Raw genomic sequence first — 14,883 nt, 5'->3', positions numbered from 1 at the left:
GATTCAAGGGAGAAGAGATATGTCGAGCCAAGAGGCAGAGGTCACTGAGGTCCTCGTTGTCGGCGGTGGCCAGGCCGGTGTCGCCATGAGTGAGCACCTCGGTGCGCGCGGCATTCCGCACATTGTGCTGGAGCGAGATCGGATCGCCGAGCGCTGGCGCACGGAGCGCTGGGACTCGCTCGTCGCGAACGGACCCGCCTGGCACGACCGCTTCCCCGGCCTTGAGTTCGAGGGATCCCCCGATGCCTTTGCTCCCAAGGAGCAGGTTGCCGAGTATTTCGAGCGCTACGCAGCCCAGATCGGGGCACCGATTCGCTGCGGAGTTGAGGTCACCGAGGTGCGCAAACGCGAAGGTGAGCCCGGGTACCGGGCCGAGACCACCGCGGGGCCGATCCACGCCCGCTACGTCGTCGCAGCCACGGGCGCGTTCCAGCTACCTGCGATCCCCCCCATCGTTCCCGCCGATGCTGGCTTCACGCAGTTGCACTCGAGCGGGTACCGCAACCCGCAGCAACTGCCCGAGGGTGGTGTACTGGTGGTTGGAGCAGGTTCCTCGGGCGTGCAGATTGCCGCAGAGCTGCGGCAGGCCGGGCGCGAGGTCACGCTCGCCGTTGGTCCGCACGATCGCCCGCCGCAGCGCTACCGCGGCCGCAACTTCGTGTGGTGGCTTGGGGTTCTCGGCAAGTGGGACGCGGCCGCCCCACCCGAGGGTGCCGAGCACGTGACCATCGCGGTCAGCGGTGCAAACGGTGGTCACACGGTTGATTTCCGCGATCTTGCGGAGAGCGGGATCACCCTCGTTGGTCGCGCGAACGGTTTTGCCGACGGGGTCATGGCGTTTGGCAGCGACCTCGCCGAGAACATTCGCCTGGGTGACGAGAACTACCTGTCGCTGCTCGCAGAGGCAGACGCCTACATTGCGCGCGAGGGCCTTGACCTGCCGGAGGAACCGGAGGCGCACGTGCTCGGGGCTTACCCGTCGTGCGCGACCGATCCCTTGTTGGCTTTGGATCTTGCCGCCGCCGGCATCACCTCGATCGTGTGGGCGACGGGATTCAACGTCGACTACAGCTGGCTGCAGGTCAATGCCTTTGACGATCGCGGGCGGCCGTTGCAGCAGCGTGGAGTCTCTCCCGCCGCCGGAGTCTATTTCTTGGGGCTGCCGTGGCAGTCGCGCCGCGGATCCACGTTTATCTGGGGTGTCTGGCACGACGCGAAGTACCTCGCCGATCAGATCGAGATTCAGCGGGGGTACCTGGCGTATCAGCCAGCTGCCGCGTTGAGCGGAGCCGGAGTGTAGTTGCCCCACTGACGAGTGCCCACCATAGCGACAAAAGCCCACGTTCCCGACACGTCGGTATGGTGGGCGCCCGTCACTCAGGTGGGCACTCGCGGAGATGGCTGGCCGATCTCTTCGATTCCGAGCACTCTCAAGTTCTCCTCATAGACTGGAGCAAGTTTTAGTGACTTGTCATAAAAGGAGAACCGATTGTTTAATCTGACCCAGCGCCGCCCCACAGCGCAGCTCGCAGCGATCATCGCGCTTCTCGCAGCTCTCGTGCTCTTGCTCACGGCTTGCAGCGGCGGATCCTCCGAAACAAAGGTCACCTATACAAAGTCGGAGGGTGGAATCAACTCAACGATGACCATCACCGCCGAGGGCGATGACGTCACTGAGCAGTCGATCAAGAGCGTTATCAATTACAAAGAGGCCGGAATCAAAGACAAGGCCGAGGCAAAAAGCACCTTTGCTCCAGTGATGGATGACTACGCGGGCGTCAAGGGTCTCACCCACAAGGTCGACTACACCGACACCGACGCGACCGAAACGTTGACCGTCGACTACAAAAACGCCGATCTCAAGAAGATCGCCGAGCTGACCGGCGCTGAGTTCGACGAGGCCAACAAAGACTCAAAGGTCAGCTTCAAAGAGACGGTCGCAACGGTCGAAGCGAGCGGCTTCAAAAAGAAGGGCTAGCGCTACTCCACGAGGTCAACGCAGGCGCGGCCAACCGTGCGCTGCTTGACCACGTCAACAGCGGCGAGGTGTTCGGGGTGCGTTGCGTAGTGCGCGAGCGCCTCGGCATCGTCGTGCACACTCTCGAGCGTGAGATCCCAGTTGGCCTCGTGGTTAAGGGTGTTGCGGTAGAGCTTCAGAGACTGCAGGCCCTCGATACGGCCGTTGAGCGGCTCGAGCACAGCAATGATTTCGGCCGCCTGGGCGTCGCGATCCGCGATTGACTCACCGCTGAGTTTCCAGGTCACAATGTGCCGTACGGTCATTCTGGGTCTCCTACCAATACCTACTGGGCCACGCGCAGGATCGCGCGCTCAAACTTATCTGCGTCCACGCGCCAGATGGCGTGCTGCTTGCCGCCCACGCGCACGACCGGAATCTCCTCAGAGTAGAGCCGCGCGAGCTGCTCGTCTTCAAGAATATTGAGTTCTTCAAGTTCGGTGGCGATCCCGCGCTCACTCAACTGCGAACACACCCCTTCAACGACCTCGCGCGCATCGTCACAGAGGTGACAACCCGGCTTGCCGATGAGGGTGATGTTGACTGCGGCCATGATCCTCAAGCCTAACCGGTTTTCAGCGGGGCCTAACTTCGGAGATTTGCTCTACTGAGGATCGAAAACGTGGATTGGCTTCGCATTTGGGCAAGCTTCCGGAGACAGGCACGGAGAAACACCACAAAACGAAGAAAGGCACCGGACCCAATCGTCCGATGCCTCAATCAATCACGCCTAGGGCGTGTCGACTACTTCTTGTTGCGACGCTGGTGACGCGTCTTACGAAGCAATTTACGGTGCTTCTTCTTCGACATACGCTTACGGCGCTTCTTGATTACTGAACCCACGGATACCTCACAACGTCTCTAGGGCCCGAACGTGGCCCACAAGACACCCATATTACTCGTCAGTAAGGCTCAGCGCGAACTCAAACACAGAAAAGATCATCAATCGCGCAGGCGGAAGCGCGCGACGAGCTCCTTCACGCGGTGCTCAGCCTTTGCTGCGGCACGGCCGATCCGCTCGGCTGCGGCCGCGGCTTCCTCTGACAAAACTTCTCCGGTGTCTTCGAAAGAATCCTCAGATTCGGGCCCAGAAACCCGCTCGCCGTCTTCAGACAGGTACTCAACCGTCACTTCGGTGTCGAAGCCGGCGGAGAGAAACGGAATCACGAAATCTTCGACCATCTCGAGCGGCTCGGGGTCGAGTGAATAGAACCGGTGCTGCCCGTCTTCACGCACGGTCACGAGTTCTGCCTCGCGAAGCACCTTCAGGTGCTTCGAAACCGTGGGCTGGCTTATCTCAAGCTGCCCCACTATTTCAGACACACTCATCTCTTCGTCTTGCAAGTGCCGTTCCAGCAGCGCCTGCAAGATGTCGCGGCGCGTAGCGTCGGCGATGACCCCGAAAATATCTGGCATAGCCTAAGGGTAGCGGGCATTGGTGTGTAGCATGACAAGGTCGGCACAGTTCGGGATCAACCCGCAGCAGGAAAGAGGGAGTCGTGAGGGCGCTCGTAGCGAGTCGCGGTAACACTGCTCCGCTCGCAAAAAAGTCGTGGGTCTCGAAGATGATCCAGTCATCACCTCCGCGGTTTGCACTGCTCGTCTTTACCGGGTTGATCTTTCTCTGGACAGCTTTGCTCTCCCTCCCGATCTCCAGCAGCAACGGCAAAATCACGCCGCTCGCCGACTCGCTCTTTACCGCTGTCTCGGCGATCTGCGTGACCGGGCTCTCGACCCTCGACATGGCGACGCACTGGTCGTTCTTTGGCGAAGTGGTGATCCTCGCTGGCATTCAGATCGGCGGCATCGGCGTGCTCACCCTCGCGAGCATCCTGGGCCTCACCGTCACGCGGCGACTCGGCCTGCGCCAGAAGCTCATGGCCGCGAGCGACACGAACCCCATGCGCATGGGCAAGGGTGTTTCCGAGAGTCAGGCCGTTGGCCTCGGCGAGATCGGCGGACTACTCTCGGCCGTAGCGCTGAGCCTCATAGTGATTGAGCTGATCCTGACCATGCTCATTACCCCCGTGCTTCTCGCCGCGGGCTACGACTTCTGGCCCGCTCTCTGGAACGGCTTTTACCTTGCGGCCTCCGCCTTCACCAACACCGGCTTCGTGCCGCTCGTTGGTGGGCTCGCCCCCTTTCTCACCAACTACTACCTGCTGACCGTCATCGCGATCGGCGTCTTCCTGGGCGCCATCGGCTTCCCCGTAATCTTTGCGCTCTACCGCTACGTGATCGGACGCGGCTGGCGCACACACAAACGCCTTGGCCTGCACACAAAGCTGACGCTGACGACAACCGTGATCCTCGTGTTCGCCGGCTGGGTCGCGATCACCGCGCTTGAGTGGAACAACTCGCGCACCATGGAGTCGCACGGCGTCGGGCAAACGCTCTTCAACTCTGCCTACATGTCTGTCATGACGCGCTCGGGCGGCCTCGGCATTGTCGACCCAGACCAGATGAACGGCTCAACGCTGCTGGTCATGGACATGCTCATGTTTGTGGGTGGTGGATCGGCGTCAACCGCTGGTGGCATCAAGGTCACGACGCTGGCCGTGCTGTTTATCGCGGCCTACGCCGAGGCCCGCGGCTACCAAGACATGCAGGCCTTTGATCGCCGCATTCCCAACGAGGTGTTGCGCGTCGCGGTGTCGGTGTTTATCTGGGGCGTCACGATCGTGCTCATCTCGACGATCTCGCTCATGCACATCACCGGCGCCTCGCTCGACCACGCCCTGTTCGAGGTGATCTCGGCGTTCGGCACCTGCGGACTCTCCACCGGACTCTCTGCGTCAGTGGACGATCCCGGCAAATACATTCTCGCGGCCACCATGTGGGCTGGTCGCGTTGGCACGGTAACCCTAGCTGCGGCGGTGGCTGCATCGAGCCGTTCTCGCATGTTCCGCCTCCCTGAAGAAAGGCCGATCGTTGGTTGATATTCGAAGTGATGCCCCGGTCATTGTGATCGGACTCGGCCGGTTTGGCGCGTCGACAGCGGGCCAGCTAGACCGTCAGGATCGCGAGGTGCTCGTCGTCGACACCGATCCTGGCCTGGTGCAGAAATGGTCGGACCGCGTGACCCACGCGGTGCAGGCCGACGCGCGCTCCATGGAGGCGCTGCGCCAGATCGGGGCCGACGAGTTTCAGATCGCGGTGGTCGCGACCGGCGCCTCGATCGAGGCGAGTGTGCTGATCGCGGCGAACCTGGTCGATCTCGGAATCCCACAGATTTGGGCGAAGGCGATCTCTGCCTCGCACGGCAAGATTCTCGAGAGGATCGGCGTCAACCACGTCATCTACCCCGAGCGTGAGGCCGGGGAGCGCGTCGCGCACCTGCTCAGCGGCAGCATGCTCGACTTCATTCAGTTCGATGACAACTACGTCATTGTCAAGATGTACCCGCCGCGCTCGATCCGGGGCCGTGCCCTCTCCGAGAGTGGTGTGCGCACCCGCTACCGCGTGACCGTGGTGGGCGTGAAGGCGCCGGGACAGCCGTTCTCACACGCGACCCAAGACACGGTCATCTCGCCTCACGACCTCATCATCGTCTCGGGCACCGCGGCCGACGTGGAGCGCTTCGCCACGATCGGGTGATCCTGCGACTCGCAAGCTCGCGCAGGATGACGGAGAACCAGACTCGCGCAGGATGACAGAGGATTACTCCGCAGCGAGCTCTTCCGAGCGGCGCACGTTTGCGGCGAGCGCGCGGTCGAACAGCTCGCCCCAGTTCGCGTCCTGCAACACAAAGATGGCCTGTTCGGTGGTGCCCTTGGGGCTCGTCACGTTGCGGCGAAGCTGTGCTGGATCCTCGCCGCTGCGCGCCAGGAGTTCAGCCGCACCGGTCACGGTTCCCTCGGCAAGCAAGCGCGCCTGATCCTCATCGAACCCGAGTCGCTTCGCAGCGGCGATCATCTCTTCGACGTACAAGAAGAGGTAGGCGGGGCCCGATCCTGAAACCGCGGCCACATCATTGATCTGCGACTCGCGCACCACGATGGCGGAGCCCACCGTTTCAAAGAGGGCCTTCACGGTGTCGATGTCTGCTTCGCTCGCGGCGGATCCCCCGGCAATCCCGGTCACACCACGCCCGATCAGTGAGGGTGTGTTCGGCATGGCACGCACAACCGCAACCCCCGCTGGCAGCGCGGCCTCGATGCTTGCGCACGTCACACCCGCGGCAACACTCACCACGATCACACCGGGCTCAAGCGCGTCGGCGATCTCGCGAGCGACGTCGAGAATCATCCAGGGCTTCACCGCGAGAATCACGAGCCCCGCACCCTTGACGGCGGTTCGGTTCGCCTCGGGATCCGTCTCGCTCGCGAGCGCCACCACGTCTGCGGCGCCGTCGAACTCCGCTGCGCTGCGCGCCGATTTGGTGGTCACACTGATCGGCTTAGGAATCTGCACCCCGGGTGCCCGCAATCCAGAGAGGATCGCGCCCCCCATAGAACCGACACCCAGCATTGCGGTGCGGGGAAGGACGGAAGTCTGCGCTGAAGTTTCACTCACCCGCCCAGTCTATGAGCGTCTAGAACATTGATCACCCGTAGACTGTCGAACTATAGGAGTTATTGCGACTCAGGGAGGCAGTCGATCATGAGTGCGTCAGGCGGCAACAAGGCGATCATCGCGGCTTTTCTTGCCAACATGGGCATCGCTGTGACCAAGTTCATTGCGTGGGGGTTCTCGGGATCCTCCTCGATGCTCGCGGAGGGTGTGCACTCGGTCGCCGACTCCGGCAATCAGCTGCTTTTGCTCGTGGGGGCAAACGCGCGCAGAAGGTCGCCGACAAGGATCACCCCTTCGGTCACGGTCGCGTGCGCTACGTGTACGCCTTCATCGTCGCTGTTGTGCTGTTCTCGGTTGGCGGCGTGTTCTCGGTCTACGAGGGTGTGTCGAAGATCCAGCACCCTCACGCGCTCGATGTGTGGTGGCTGCCGATGCTCGTGCTGACGATCGCGATTGTGCTTGAGAGCTTTTCCCTGCGCACCGCGGTGCGCGAGAGCAGGCCACACAAGGGCTCACTGAGCTGGTTCCAGTTCATTCGACGCTCAAAGGCCCCTGAGCTACCCGTCGTACTGATGGAAGACGTAGCGGCCCTGCTTGGCCTGGTCATCGCTTTCATTGGTGTTGGCCTCACCGTCATTACCGGCAACGGACTCTTCGACGGCATCTCGACGGTGGCAATTGGTGTGCTGCTGATCGTGGTCGCGTTTGTGGTCGGCACGGAAGTGAAGAGCCTGCTCGTTGGCGAGGGCGCCAGCGAAGAAGACACCGCAAAGATCGAGGCGGCGATCCTCAGCGCTAAAGACATCGACCGCATCATCCACATGAAGACCCTCTACCTCGGGCCCGATGAGTTTATGGTTGGCGCGAAGGTCAGCCTGCAGCCGACCTGCACGATGCTTGAGGTTTCGGCGATCATCAACGTGGCCGAGCGGCGCATCCGCGAGGCCGTGCCTGCCGCCAAGGTCATCTACCTTGAGCCAGACGTGTACATGGATCCCAACGCGACCCAGCCCACCACAAGCTCAATCGTGATGCTGTCGAGCGACTAGCGACGCCCCGCAAAAAACTCTTCCAGCAGCGCCGCACACTCATCCGCGCGCACTCCGGCGACCACCTCGGGAACCGCGTGTGGCAGGCGACCGTCGCGCAGCAGATCGTAGACACTGCCGACCGCCCCTGCCTTTTCGTCCCACGCCCCAAACACCACGCGCGGCACGCGGGCTGCGAGGATCACCCCCGCACACATCACGCAGGGTTCGAGGGTCACCACAAGTGTGCAGCCCGAAAGTATCCGGTCGCCCGTGGCCAGCGCGGCCTGCCTCAGAGCGAGTACCTCAGCATGCGCCGTGGGATCCGGAACCGCCTCGCGCGCATTGCGGCCGGTGCCCAGCACTCCACCATCGGGGCCGAGCAGGATCGCGCCCACCGGAATCTCCCCCGCCTCGGCGGCCGCTTTCGCCTCAACAAGCGCAAGATTCATCGCACTTAGCTCTGCGGGAAGCGGCGGAATGGTGGTCACGAGAATAGACTAGACGCATGCGTGTTTTCGTGGCAGACCATCCCCTCATCACCCACAAGCTGACCGTGCTGCGTAACGCAAAAACGCCGCAGCCAACGTTCCGGCTTCTTATCGAAGAGCTGATGACCTTGCTCGCCTATGAGGCGACCCGCGAAGTGCGGGTCGAACCACACGAAATCGAGACGCCGGTTGCGCCGACGACCGGTGTGCGCCTCAGCCATCCGCTGCCGCTGATCGTGCCGATTCTGCGCGCCGGGCTCGGCATGCTCGAGGGCATGGTGAAGCTGGTGCCGACCGCCGAGGTTGGCTTCCTGGGCATGGTACGCGACGAAGAGACCCTCGAGCCAACAACCTACGCCGAGCGCCTTCCCGACGATCTCTCCGGTCGGCAGTGCTTCGTGCTCGACCCGATGCTGGCCACGGGTGGATCACTCGCCGCGGCCATCAAGTTCTTGTTCGATCGCGGGGCTGACGATGTCACGGCGATCTGCGTGCTCGGCACCCCCGAGGGTGTTGAGGTGCTGGAGAAGGCTGCCGAGGGTCGCAAGGTGACCCTCGTGCTGGGGGCGCTCGATGAGGGTCTCAACGAGCAGGCGTACATCGTGCCCGGGCTCGGCGATGCGGGTGACCGCCTGTACGGGACGATCGATCACTAAGCGATTTCAAAATCGTGCTTGACAACACGATCGCTTGACTGCTTGACTGTCCCCTATGTATGACACCATTCGTCCCCAGTCCGCCCTCGAGGTGAACATTGGGAACACCGGCATGATGATGGCCGGTCAGAGTGTCATGCGCTGTCGAATGTGCATGTAAAAGGGAATGACTAGCCCGCGCAGCTTCCCCATCGGGAACATGCGCCACGTGTGAGCAACGCTCCACGTTTTCTCCCGGCCACATCTCTGGCCAGCACTGCTTTCGAACGGCTCAGCCGTATCTCCGCGCACTCCGCGGGGTCAGCCCTAAAGGACTTTCATCATCATGACTACCACTCTCGCTTCCGCTACCCGCACCGTTTCCGCCAGCCCAGCACTCCGCGCTGCACGCCCCGATCTAGTCGCTGAGATCCCCGCCGTCGCGGCACCCGAACGCCGGGTCCCCGAGGGCACCGAGGTTCGTGGCTTCGCCCTCTACGTGGGCCTCGCCGACGACAAGATCGCTGACGGAGACCCCAAGTTGGGCGCCATCGTCACACAGATTAAGCAGCTCGTCGCGCAGCTCGCTCCGGCCGCGGACACCTATGCTGCTGTGGCACTTGCCCCCGAGGGCACTGGGGGCCGCGACGTCGAGGTTGTGCGTCTAGCGCTCGGTGATCCGGCAGCCCACGCACGCCAGAAGCAGCACATCGACGAGACCGAAGATCGGGCCCCGAGCGGCGTGATCCTCGACCTCTCACGCAAGCGCGTATTGCTTGACAACGTGGCCGCCGCCCTCACGTTCCGCGAGTTCGAGCTGCTGCAGTACCTCGTTCTTCGTGAGGGACGCACCATCAGCCGCGAAGAGCTGATCACGGCTCTCTGGACCGACGCGGACGGCGAAGAGGTACCCAACGAGCGCACCATCGACGTGCACGTGCGACGCCTGCGGGTAAAGCTCGCGCACTACCAAGACATCGTGCGCACAGTTCGCGGTACCGGATACCGCTTTGATCGCCATGCAGACGTCTCGATTTTGCACACCTCAGCCCCCAGCCCCGACGTTTTCTAAGAATTACGAGCGCAACACCGCACTAGCCCCTGTTTCAATTGGCAAACCTGCGGTAACGTCAAGAGACAAGACGTATTTCCAGAAGGAGACGATCATGACTACGCTGCCACCAGAAGGTGCTGACGGCCAGGCAACTGGAGGCCAGCCCGCTAGCAATGTTCCGCCGGTTCCGCCCGTACCTCCGGCAGCTCCGGTGCCGCCAGTGCCACCGGCCCCGCCTGCTCAGCCGGCCGCACAGCCTGCCGCTCCGCAGCAGCCGCAGTACCAGGTTCCGCCGCAGCAGCCGCAACAGCCGCAGCAACCCCAGTACCAGGCACCGCCGCAGGGTGGCCAGGGTGGCTACGCAGCTCCGCCCGCACCGGGTGGCTATGCTGCTGCGCCGGTTGCAGATCCCGTGAGCAACATCACGCTGAACTACTGGCTGTCCGTGTTCTTCAGCTGGATCCCGGCGCTCATCTTCTTCCTCATCGAGAAGGACAAGGGCAACGCCCAGGTACGTGCTTACCACGCAGACAACCTGAACTTCTCGCTGGTACGTATCATGGCGGGCATCGCGACGGGCATCCTCTTGGTGCCGTTTGCATTGATTCCTTACGTTGGCGGGGTTCTCGCGTTTGTGCTTTGGGCTGCAAACATCGTTCTGTTTGTATTCCAGATCATCGCAGCGGCGAAGGCTCCCGAAGCTTTCCGCCGTGGCGAGAAGCCACCATTCATCTTCAACATCCAGATGATTAAGTAACAAAGAGTTTCTTTGCGTTAGGCCCGGGCTTCGGCTCGGGCCTTTCGTATTTCTAGGCCTGGGCTTTCCGTGCGCGACGTGCCGCACGCCACGTATTCCAGCGCTCCCAGAAACGTGCAAGCACACGACGCAGCCAGCCGAGCAAACGACGGGCCCAGTGGAACTCGGTGCCCAAAATCGTGAGCCCGAGGAAGACGATCAGCCATCCAGGCCCCGGAAGCGGCACGAGGATCAACCCAATCACCACCACGAGCACACCAAACACGGTGATAATGACCTTGTAGGCCGTGTTCAGCCACGGCCTGCGGCGGATCGCTTCACGCCAACGGCCCATGAAGCGGGCAACGGGCTTCCCCAGTCTCTTCGCACGCGCTGCGTCGTCAAGGTAAGGATCGGCCATAACTACGCAGACTAGAGCGTGGAACTGGCAAAGCTCCGGCAACGAGGTGGGTTTCAACTGCAAATACAACTGTGCCTGGCACCCCCTCAGTTTTCAGGGGTTCCAGGCACAGTTGGTGAACGTTAGCTACTTTCCGGGTCGGTAGTCGAGTACCAGTCGGTAGATGAACGCGGCCATCGCCTGACGCGACAGGTCATCCTTCGGCCAGTATTCCTTGGTCGCTCCCACCCGGTTACCGGTCGAAAGCTTCTCGCTATACATCCACGAGATCTCCTTATAGAACGACATCCCCGGCTTCATATCAGCCATCGGCGACACCTTCGGTGCCGTGTAATTCTTCGGAGCCTCAAGACGGTATATGAACGCCGCCATCGCCTCACGCGTCAACGACGCATGCGGACGGAACGTCGGCTTACCAGCAGCTTCCCGGTACCCGGTCGACAGCTTCGACTCGTACATCCAAGCGATCTCCTTATAGAAGGAATCGCCCGGCTTCACATCCGCGAACGGAGACACCTTGGGAGCCTTGTAATTCTTGGGAGCCTCCATGCGGTAGATGAACGCTGCCATCGCCTGACGCTCCAGGTTGTTCTGAGGCTTGTACAGCGGCTTGCCCGAGGGCTGACGCCAACCGGTGGAGTACTTCATGCACTCCATCCAATCGATCTCCTTGTAGAACTTGTGGCTCAATGGAGTATCAGCGAACACCGGGATCTGACGAGGCTTGATGCAAGGGGGGATCACGGTGTCTTTAGAGACAACGATCGTGTATGCCTTGGTCGCCACCACACCCGCAGCATCCGCCTTTACAGTGAACGTAAACGAGCCGACCTTCGTCGGAGTGCCCGAAAGCTTCCCGGTCTTCGCGTCGAACTTCACTCCCGAGGGCAGCGTCCCACCGCTGATCGACAGGACCGGCGTGCCACTACCCGTCGCGGTGATTGTCGCCGCATACGCCCGGCCCACGATACCTTCGGGCAGTGTGCCCGGTTTGATAACGGGAGGCACAACTTCGGGCACCTCGACGGTCCACTTCGCCGTCAGCGTGATGTTCGCGGTCACCGGTGCAGAGAAGTCATACGCTGCATCGTCAAGCGTCCAACCCGTGAAGGTGTACCCGGCACGCGTGGGCGCCGTCGGTTCTGCAACCGAGTCGCCATACTCGACGCCGTCAATATCTTGAACCGCCGAACCACCGCTCGAGTCAAACTTCACCGTGAAGGTGTCAGCCTTTTCAGCCACGAGCAACGTGAACGCCCGCGTGATCGTGTTGCCGTAGGCGTCGGTCCGTGCCACGGTGATCGGGAACGAACCCAGTTCTGTCGGGGTACCGGTGATCACACCGGCATCACTCAGGGTCAGGCCAGGAACCTCTCCGCTCACGAGCTGAAACGGGCCGTCAACGAACCCATCGGTCACCGCGAGCTGGAAATTGTACGGCTTGTTCACGGCCGCCGTCCTCGGCGCATTTGTAAAGTCAGCGTGGGTCAGGGGGTAGGTGAGCGTTGCTGAGTAAGTAGCGCCCGATCCTGGCCCCGGATCCCCCGCCACCTTGGTAGTCAGCTCAGTTGCGTCGGGCGCGAGCGGCGACCACACCGTAATGCCCTCTGGCGTGGTGGTGGCCCCAACGGACGTGGTGAGCACAACACCGCTGCGCATCTTGAAGGGAGCGGTGGTCGCCACTGGCCTGCGGTAGGTGGTTTCGGTCTGCGAGGCGACCGCAGCCGCACCCGCAACGCGCTGGTTCAAGAAGCCGACGTTGCTCAGCTTGGGCCACGATCCCAGCATCGACAGGTCGGAGACCCTCGCGCCATTCACGTTGACGGTCTGAAGATTTGGGAACCCCGCGAGCGGGGTGAGATCCGCAACCTCCGTGTTTGGGGCCGACAGCGTGATGAGTTTTGTGCGCTCGGCCAGCGGGCTGAGGTCACTGACCGGGGTCTCCTGGAAGTAGAGCTCGATCAGGGCCGGAATGTCGCGCAGCGGATCAAGGCTCGCAACCTTAGTTCCCGCCATCTCAACACGCCACAGCAGATCCTTGCCACGCAACGGCTCGATATCAGCCACGGTCGTCCAGTTGAACTGGAGGTAATTGATCTGCGGCATGGTTGATACCGCGTCGATATCCGAGATCTTCGAGCTGCTCACATTGAGCTGCGCAATATTGGCGAGTCCTCGCAGCGGCTCGATCGTGGGGAACGAGTTCCCCCTCAGATCCACGATCCGCAGCGATGACGCGTACTCAAGACCGGTGAGATCTGTGATCCCGGCATTCTGCGCGGTCAACGAGGTGAACAGGCGCATCTTGCCGCGCGTCAGAGTTGATCCGCCGCCGACCTGCTTCAGCACCGCAGCGCGCAACGCCACATCGGGCATCTCTACAACTACGTCATCATCCGGCAATGCAGCGCGGCTCGAAGCAGGAGGGAGCTCCTCTGCAAGAGCAGACACGCTTGCGCCGCCAAGTGCGAGATCGTTTTGTTCAAGTGGAATGTTATTAACGTTCGTGACTGGTGCAGCTTCAGCCACCGAACTCGCGGACGCTGCTGAATCGGAGTCAATGGCATTTGCCGGGATAGCGCCGCCAAGCAGCAACGCCGTGACCGCGCATGCGGCGATCCCGTTTCTGAATCGTTTTTTCAAGAGATGTTCCTTCTTATATGAGGTCAGTTGTCGTTCGAAGCGGAGCAGCGCAAATAATTTGCGGCGCTCAAGCACCTAGGGATAGCTGAACGCGGCCAGCGCCTAACGCTCTGAGTTGTCTACAGAGGTGAACGCCGGCTTCCGTGCCGCCCGTCGATTTGGCGCGCAAAATAGGTGTGCTTTGTAAGCCCACAGTCATCCCCCAATAACTCATGATGGCGAAACCGCCGAGAACTTGGCTTAGCAGGCGATGCAGAAAGGCGCCACGCGAAGCGATCAGCGGATACCGCGCCTTTGAAATACGGCTTCAGGCTAACATTTGCGTGACATACGTAAGCACGTAACTTTTTCAATCAAACACGTAGTTAAATAGCAAGCATCACGGCTTTCTTGCAGGGGTGGCAGCACACCTCGCACGAGCATGTAAGATAGACGACGGAAGTATGTCCGAGTGGCCTAAGGAGCACGCTTGGAAAGCGTGTAGGGTGCAAGCCCTCGCAGGTTCGAATCCTGTTACTTCCGCCACAACGAAACCCCCGGGACCACCCGGGGGTTTCGTGCATTTCCAACAAACTTGGGTGGCAATCCTGAGAAATTCCATCCCAGACTTGAAAAATAACGGAACGGTAACGCATACTAGTTAAGGCGCGTGGGCCAAGGCCCCGCGTTTTTTGTTGGACAACCCCCTGGAGATTAACGCGTGCGAGTTCCTGCTAAGGCCTTTGTGATCGGTCTGATTACATCGGTAACCTTCGCATTTGGCGCAGCCCCTTCTTTCGCTGCAGAGCCTGTCGAAGACTTCGCCCCCGCCCCCGCAGCCATTCAACCGGCAACGCTCATCTCCCAGACCCTCGACACCACCAATAGCGCGCTTGCGGGCGAGCCAATCGACTCGGTGCTCGACATGGAAACCCTGTCCACCGTTCCCCACAACTTTGATGTCAAGGCAACCATCGCGCAGGCCGAGAGCGAGGTCGGCACGAGCCGTCCGACCGGCTGGAACCAGCCCGGTGAGTGCATCATGTCGGCCCAGCGCTGGATCAAGGCCGGTGGCGGCGCTTGGACCGGCAGCGGCAACCCCGTCGCCAACTACGACGGAGCAACCCGCATGACGCTGGCAACCGCGGAGCCCGGCGACATCGTTCAGTACGAATACACCGATTCCCCCACTTCTTGGGTGTCAGGCATTCACACGGTTCTCATCACCGAGGTGCACGACGACGGCACCTTCACAATCATTGAGTCCAACAACCCCGGCGGATCCGGTCTCGTCAACAAGGACGAGAAGTGGACCCCCAAGCCCCCAGCCGGCTTCGATGCCGTAGTCTGGCGCTTCTAAGCCC

16 protein-coding genes, 1 tRNA gene and 1 pseudogene are annotated in these 14,883 nt (G+C 61.5%); 10 read left to right on the top strand and 8 right to left on the bottom strand.

Going from position 1 to position 14,883, the window contains the following annotated elements; translation table 11 throughout:
- Nucleotides 1–19: 19 nt before the first annotated feature.
- Together G7068_RS11225 and G7068_RS11220 are read left to right on the top strand one after the other, a co-directional pair.
- Nucleotides 20–1,300 carry a flavin-containing monooxygenase gene (locus tag G7068_RS11225; protein WP_166292036.1) on the top strand — a complete coding sequence of 427 codons (1,281 nt, stop codon included), beginning with the start codon at nt 20–22 and terminating at the stop codon, nt 1,298–1,300.
- A 189-nt stretch (nt 1,301–1,489) separates the two neighbouring features.
- Nucleotides 1,490–1,978, top strand: coding sequence for a DUF1307 domain-containing protein (locus G7068_RS11220; protein WP_166292035.1), 489 nt, complete (start codon nt 1,490–1,492; stop codon nt 1,976–1,978).
- A 2-nt stretch (nt 1,979–1,980) separates the two neighbouring features.
- Here the strand turns inward: G7068_RS11220 and G7068_RS11215 are convergent, their stop codons facing one another.
- The 4 genes from G7068_RS11215 to G7068_RS11200 all read right to left on the bottom strand — a co-directional run bounded on the left by G7068_RS11215 (nt 1,981) and on the right by G7068_RS11200 (nt 3,433).
- Nucleotides 1,981–2,283: a Dabb family protein gene (locus G7068_RS11215; RefSeq protein WP_166292034.1), complete on the bottom strand. Its 303-nt coding sequence runs from the start codon at nt 2,281–2,283 to the stop codon at nt 1,981–1,983.
- 20 nt (nt 2,284–2,303) lie between these two features.
- A complete protein-coding gene (locus G7068_RS11210) occupies nt 2,304–2,570 on the bottom strand; it encodes a glutaredoxin family protein (protein ID WP_166292033.1) in 267 nt (88 codons plus the stop codon).
- 191 nt (nt 2,571–2,761) lie between these two features.
- On the bottom strand, nt 2,762–2,860 hold the full coding sequence (locus G7068_RS11205) for a 30S ribosomal protein bS22 (protein WP_005504750.1): 99 nt from the start codon (nt 2,858–2,860) through the stop codon (nt 2,762–2,764).
- Between the two features lie 99 nt (nt 2,861–2,959).
- Nucleotides 2,960–3,433: an ArsR/SmtB family transcription factor gene (locus G7068_RS11200; RefSeq protein ID WP_166292032.1), complete on the bottom strand. Its 474-nt coding sequence runs from the start codon at nt 3,431–3,433 to the stop codon at nt 2,960–2,962.
- A 149-nt stretch (nt 3,434–3,582) separates the two neighbouring features.
- On the opposite strand from G7068_RS11200, the gene G7068_RS11195 reads away from it, so the two are divergent.
- Together G7068_RS11195 and G7068_RS11190 are read left to right on the top strand one after the other, a co-directional pair.
- Nucleotides 3,583–4,956, top strand: coding sequence for a TrkH family potassium uptake protein (locus G7068_RS11195; protein ID WP_166293147.1), 1,374 nt, complete (start codon nt 3,583–3,585; stop codon nt 4,954–4,956).
- Complete coding sequence (locus G7068_RS11190; RefSeq protein ID WP_166292031.1) at nt 4,949–5,614, top strand: potassium channel family protein; 666 nt, start codon at nt 4,949–4,951, stop codon at nt 5,612–5,614. Before G7068_RS11195 ends, G7068_RS11190 begins: the two co-directional genes overlap by 8 nt.
- 63 nt (nt 5,615–5,677) lie before the next feature.
- Here G7068_RS11190 and proC read toward each other — a convergent pair whose 3' ends face one another.
- Complete coding sequence (gene proC, locus G7068_RS11185; RefSeq protein ID WP_166293146.1) at nt 5,678–6,487, bottom strand: pyrroline-5-carboxylate reductase; 810 nt, start codon at nt 6,485–6,487, stop codon at nt 5,678–5,680.
- 195 nt (nt 6,488–6,682) lie between these two features.
- Between proC and G7068_RS11180 the strand changes: the two are divergent.
- Nucleotides 6,683–7,581, top strand: a pseudogene (locus tag G7068_RS11180) (cation diffusion facilitator family transporter).
- On the opposite strand, the gene G7068_RS11175 reads toward G7068_RS11180, so the two are convergent.
- A complete protein-coding gene (locus tag G7068_RS11175; protein ID WP_166293145.1) occupies nt 7,578–8,012 on the bottom strand; it encodes a nucleoside deaminase in 435 nt (144 codons plus the stop codon). The pseudogene G7068_RS11180 and the gene G7068_RS11175 overlap by 4 nt on opposite strands.
- A 56-nt stretch (nt 8,013–8,068) precedes the next feature.
- Here G7068_RS11175 and upp point away from each other — a divergent pair, with 56 nt between their 5' ends.
- The 3 genes from upp (at nt 8,069) to G7068_RS11160 (ending at nt 10,497) form a co-directional block, all read left to right on the top strand.
- On the top strand, nt 8,069–8,707 hold the full coding sequence (upp, locus tag G7068_RS11170; protein WP_166292030.1) for a uracil phosphoribosyltransferase: 639 nt from the start codon (nt 8,069–8,071) through the stop codon (nt 8,705–8,707).
- A gap of 325 nt (nt 8,708–9,032) precedes the next feature.
- A complete protein-coding gene (locus tag G7068_RS11165) occupies nt 9,033–9,758 on the top strand; it encodes a winged helix-turn-helix domain-containing protein (protein ID WP_166292029.1) in 726 nt (241 codons plus the stop codon).
- Nucleotides 9,759–9,852: 94 nt separating this feature from the next.
- Nucleotides 9,853–10,497, top strand: coding sequence for a DUF4870 domain-containing protein (locus G7068_RS11160; protein WP_166292028.1), 645 nt, complete (start codon nt 9,853–9,855; stop codon nt 10,495–10,497).
- A 52-nt stretch (nt 10,498–10,549) separates the two neighbouring features.
- On the opposite strand, the gene G7068_RS11155 is transcribed toward G7068_RS11160, so the two are convergent.
- Together G7068_RS11155 and G7068_RS11150 are read right to left on the bottom strand one after the other, a co-directional pair.
- Nucleotides 10,550–10,897 carry a TIGR02611 family protein gene (locus tag G7068_RS11155; protein WP_244304472.1) on the bottom strand — a complete coding sequence of 116 codons (348 nt, stop codon included), beginning with the start codon at nt 10,895–10,897 and terminating at the stop codon, nt 10,550–10,552.
- Between the two features lie 126 nt (nt 10,898–11,023).
- Nucleotides 11,024–13,540, bottom strand: a complete 2,517-nt coding sequence (locus G7068_RS11150; protein WP_166292027.1) for a putative Ig domain-containing protein — start codon at nt 13,538–13,540, stop codon at nt 11,024–11,026.
- 437 nt (nt 13,541–13,977) lie between these two features.
- Here G7068_RS11150 and G7068_RS11145 point away from each other — a divergent pair.
- Together G7068_RS11145 and G7068_RS11140 are read left to right on the top strand one after the other, a co-directional pair.
- Nucleotides 13,978–14,065 (top strand) — tRNA-Ser (locus G7068_RS11145).
- Nucleotides 14,066–14,240: 175 nt separating this feature from the next.
- Nucleotides 14,241–14,879, top strand: coding sequence for a CHAP domain-containing protein (locus G7068_RS11140; RefSeq protein ID WP_166292026.1), 639 nt, complete (start codon nt 14,241–14,243; stop codon nt 14,877–14,879).
- Nucleotides 14,880–14,883 lie beyond the last annotated feature (4 nt).

It is taken from the genome of Leucobacter viscericola (assembly GCF_011299575.1).
Taxonomy (GTDB): Bacteria; Actinomycetota; Actinomycetes; order Actinomycetales; family Microbacteriaceae; genus Leucobacter; species Leucobacter viscericola.
Note: the sequence above shows the minus strand (reverse complement) of the source record. Positions and strands in the feature narration are given on the sequence as shown.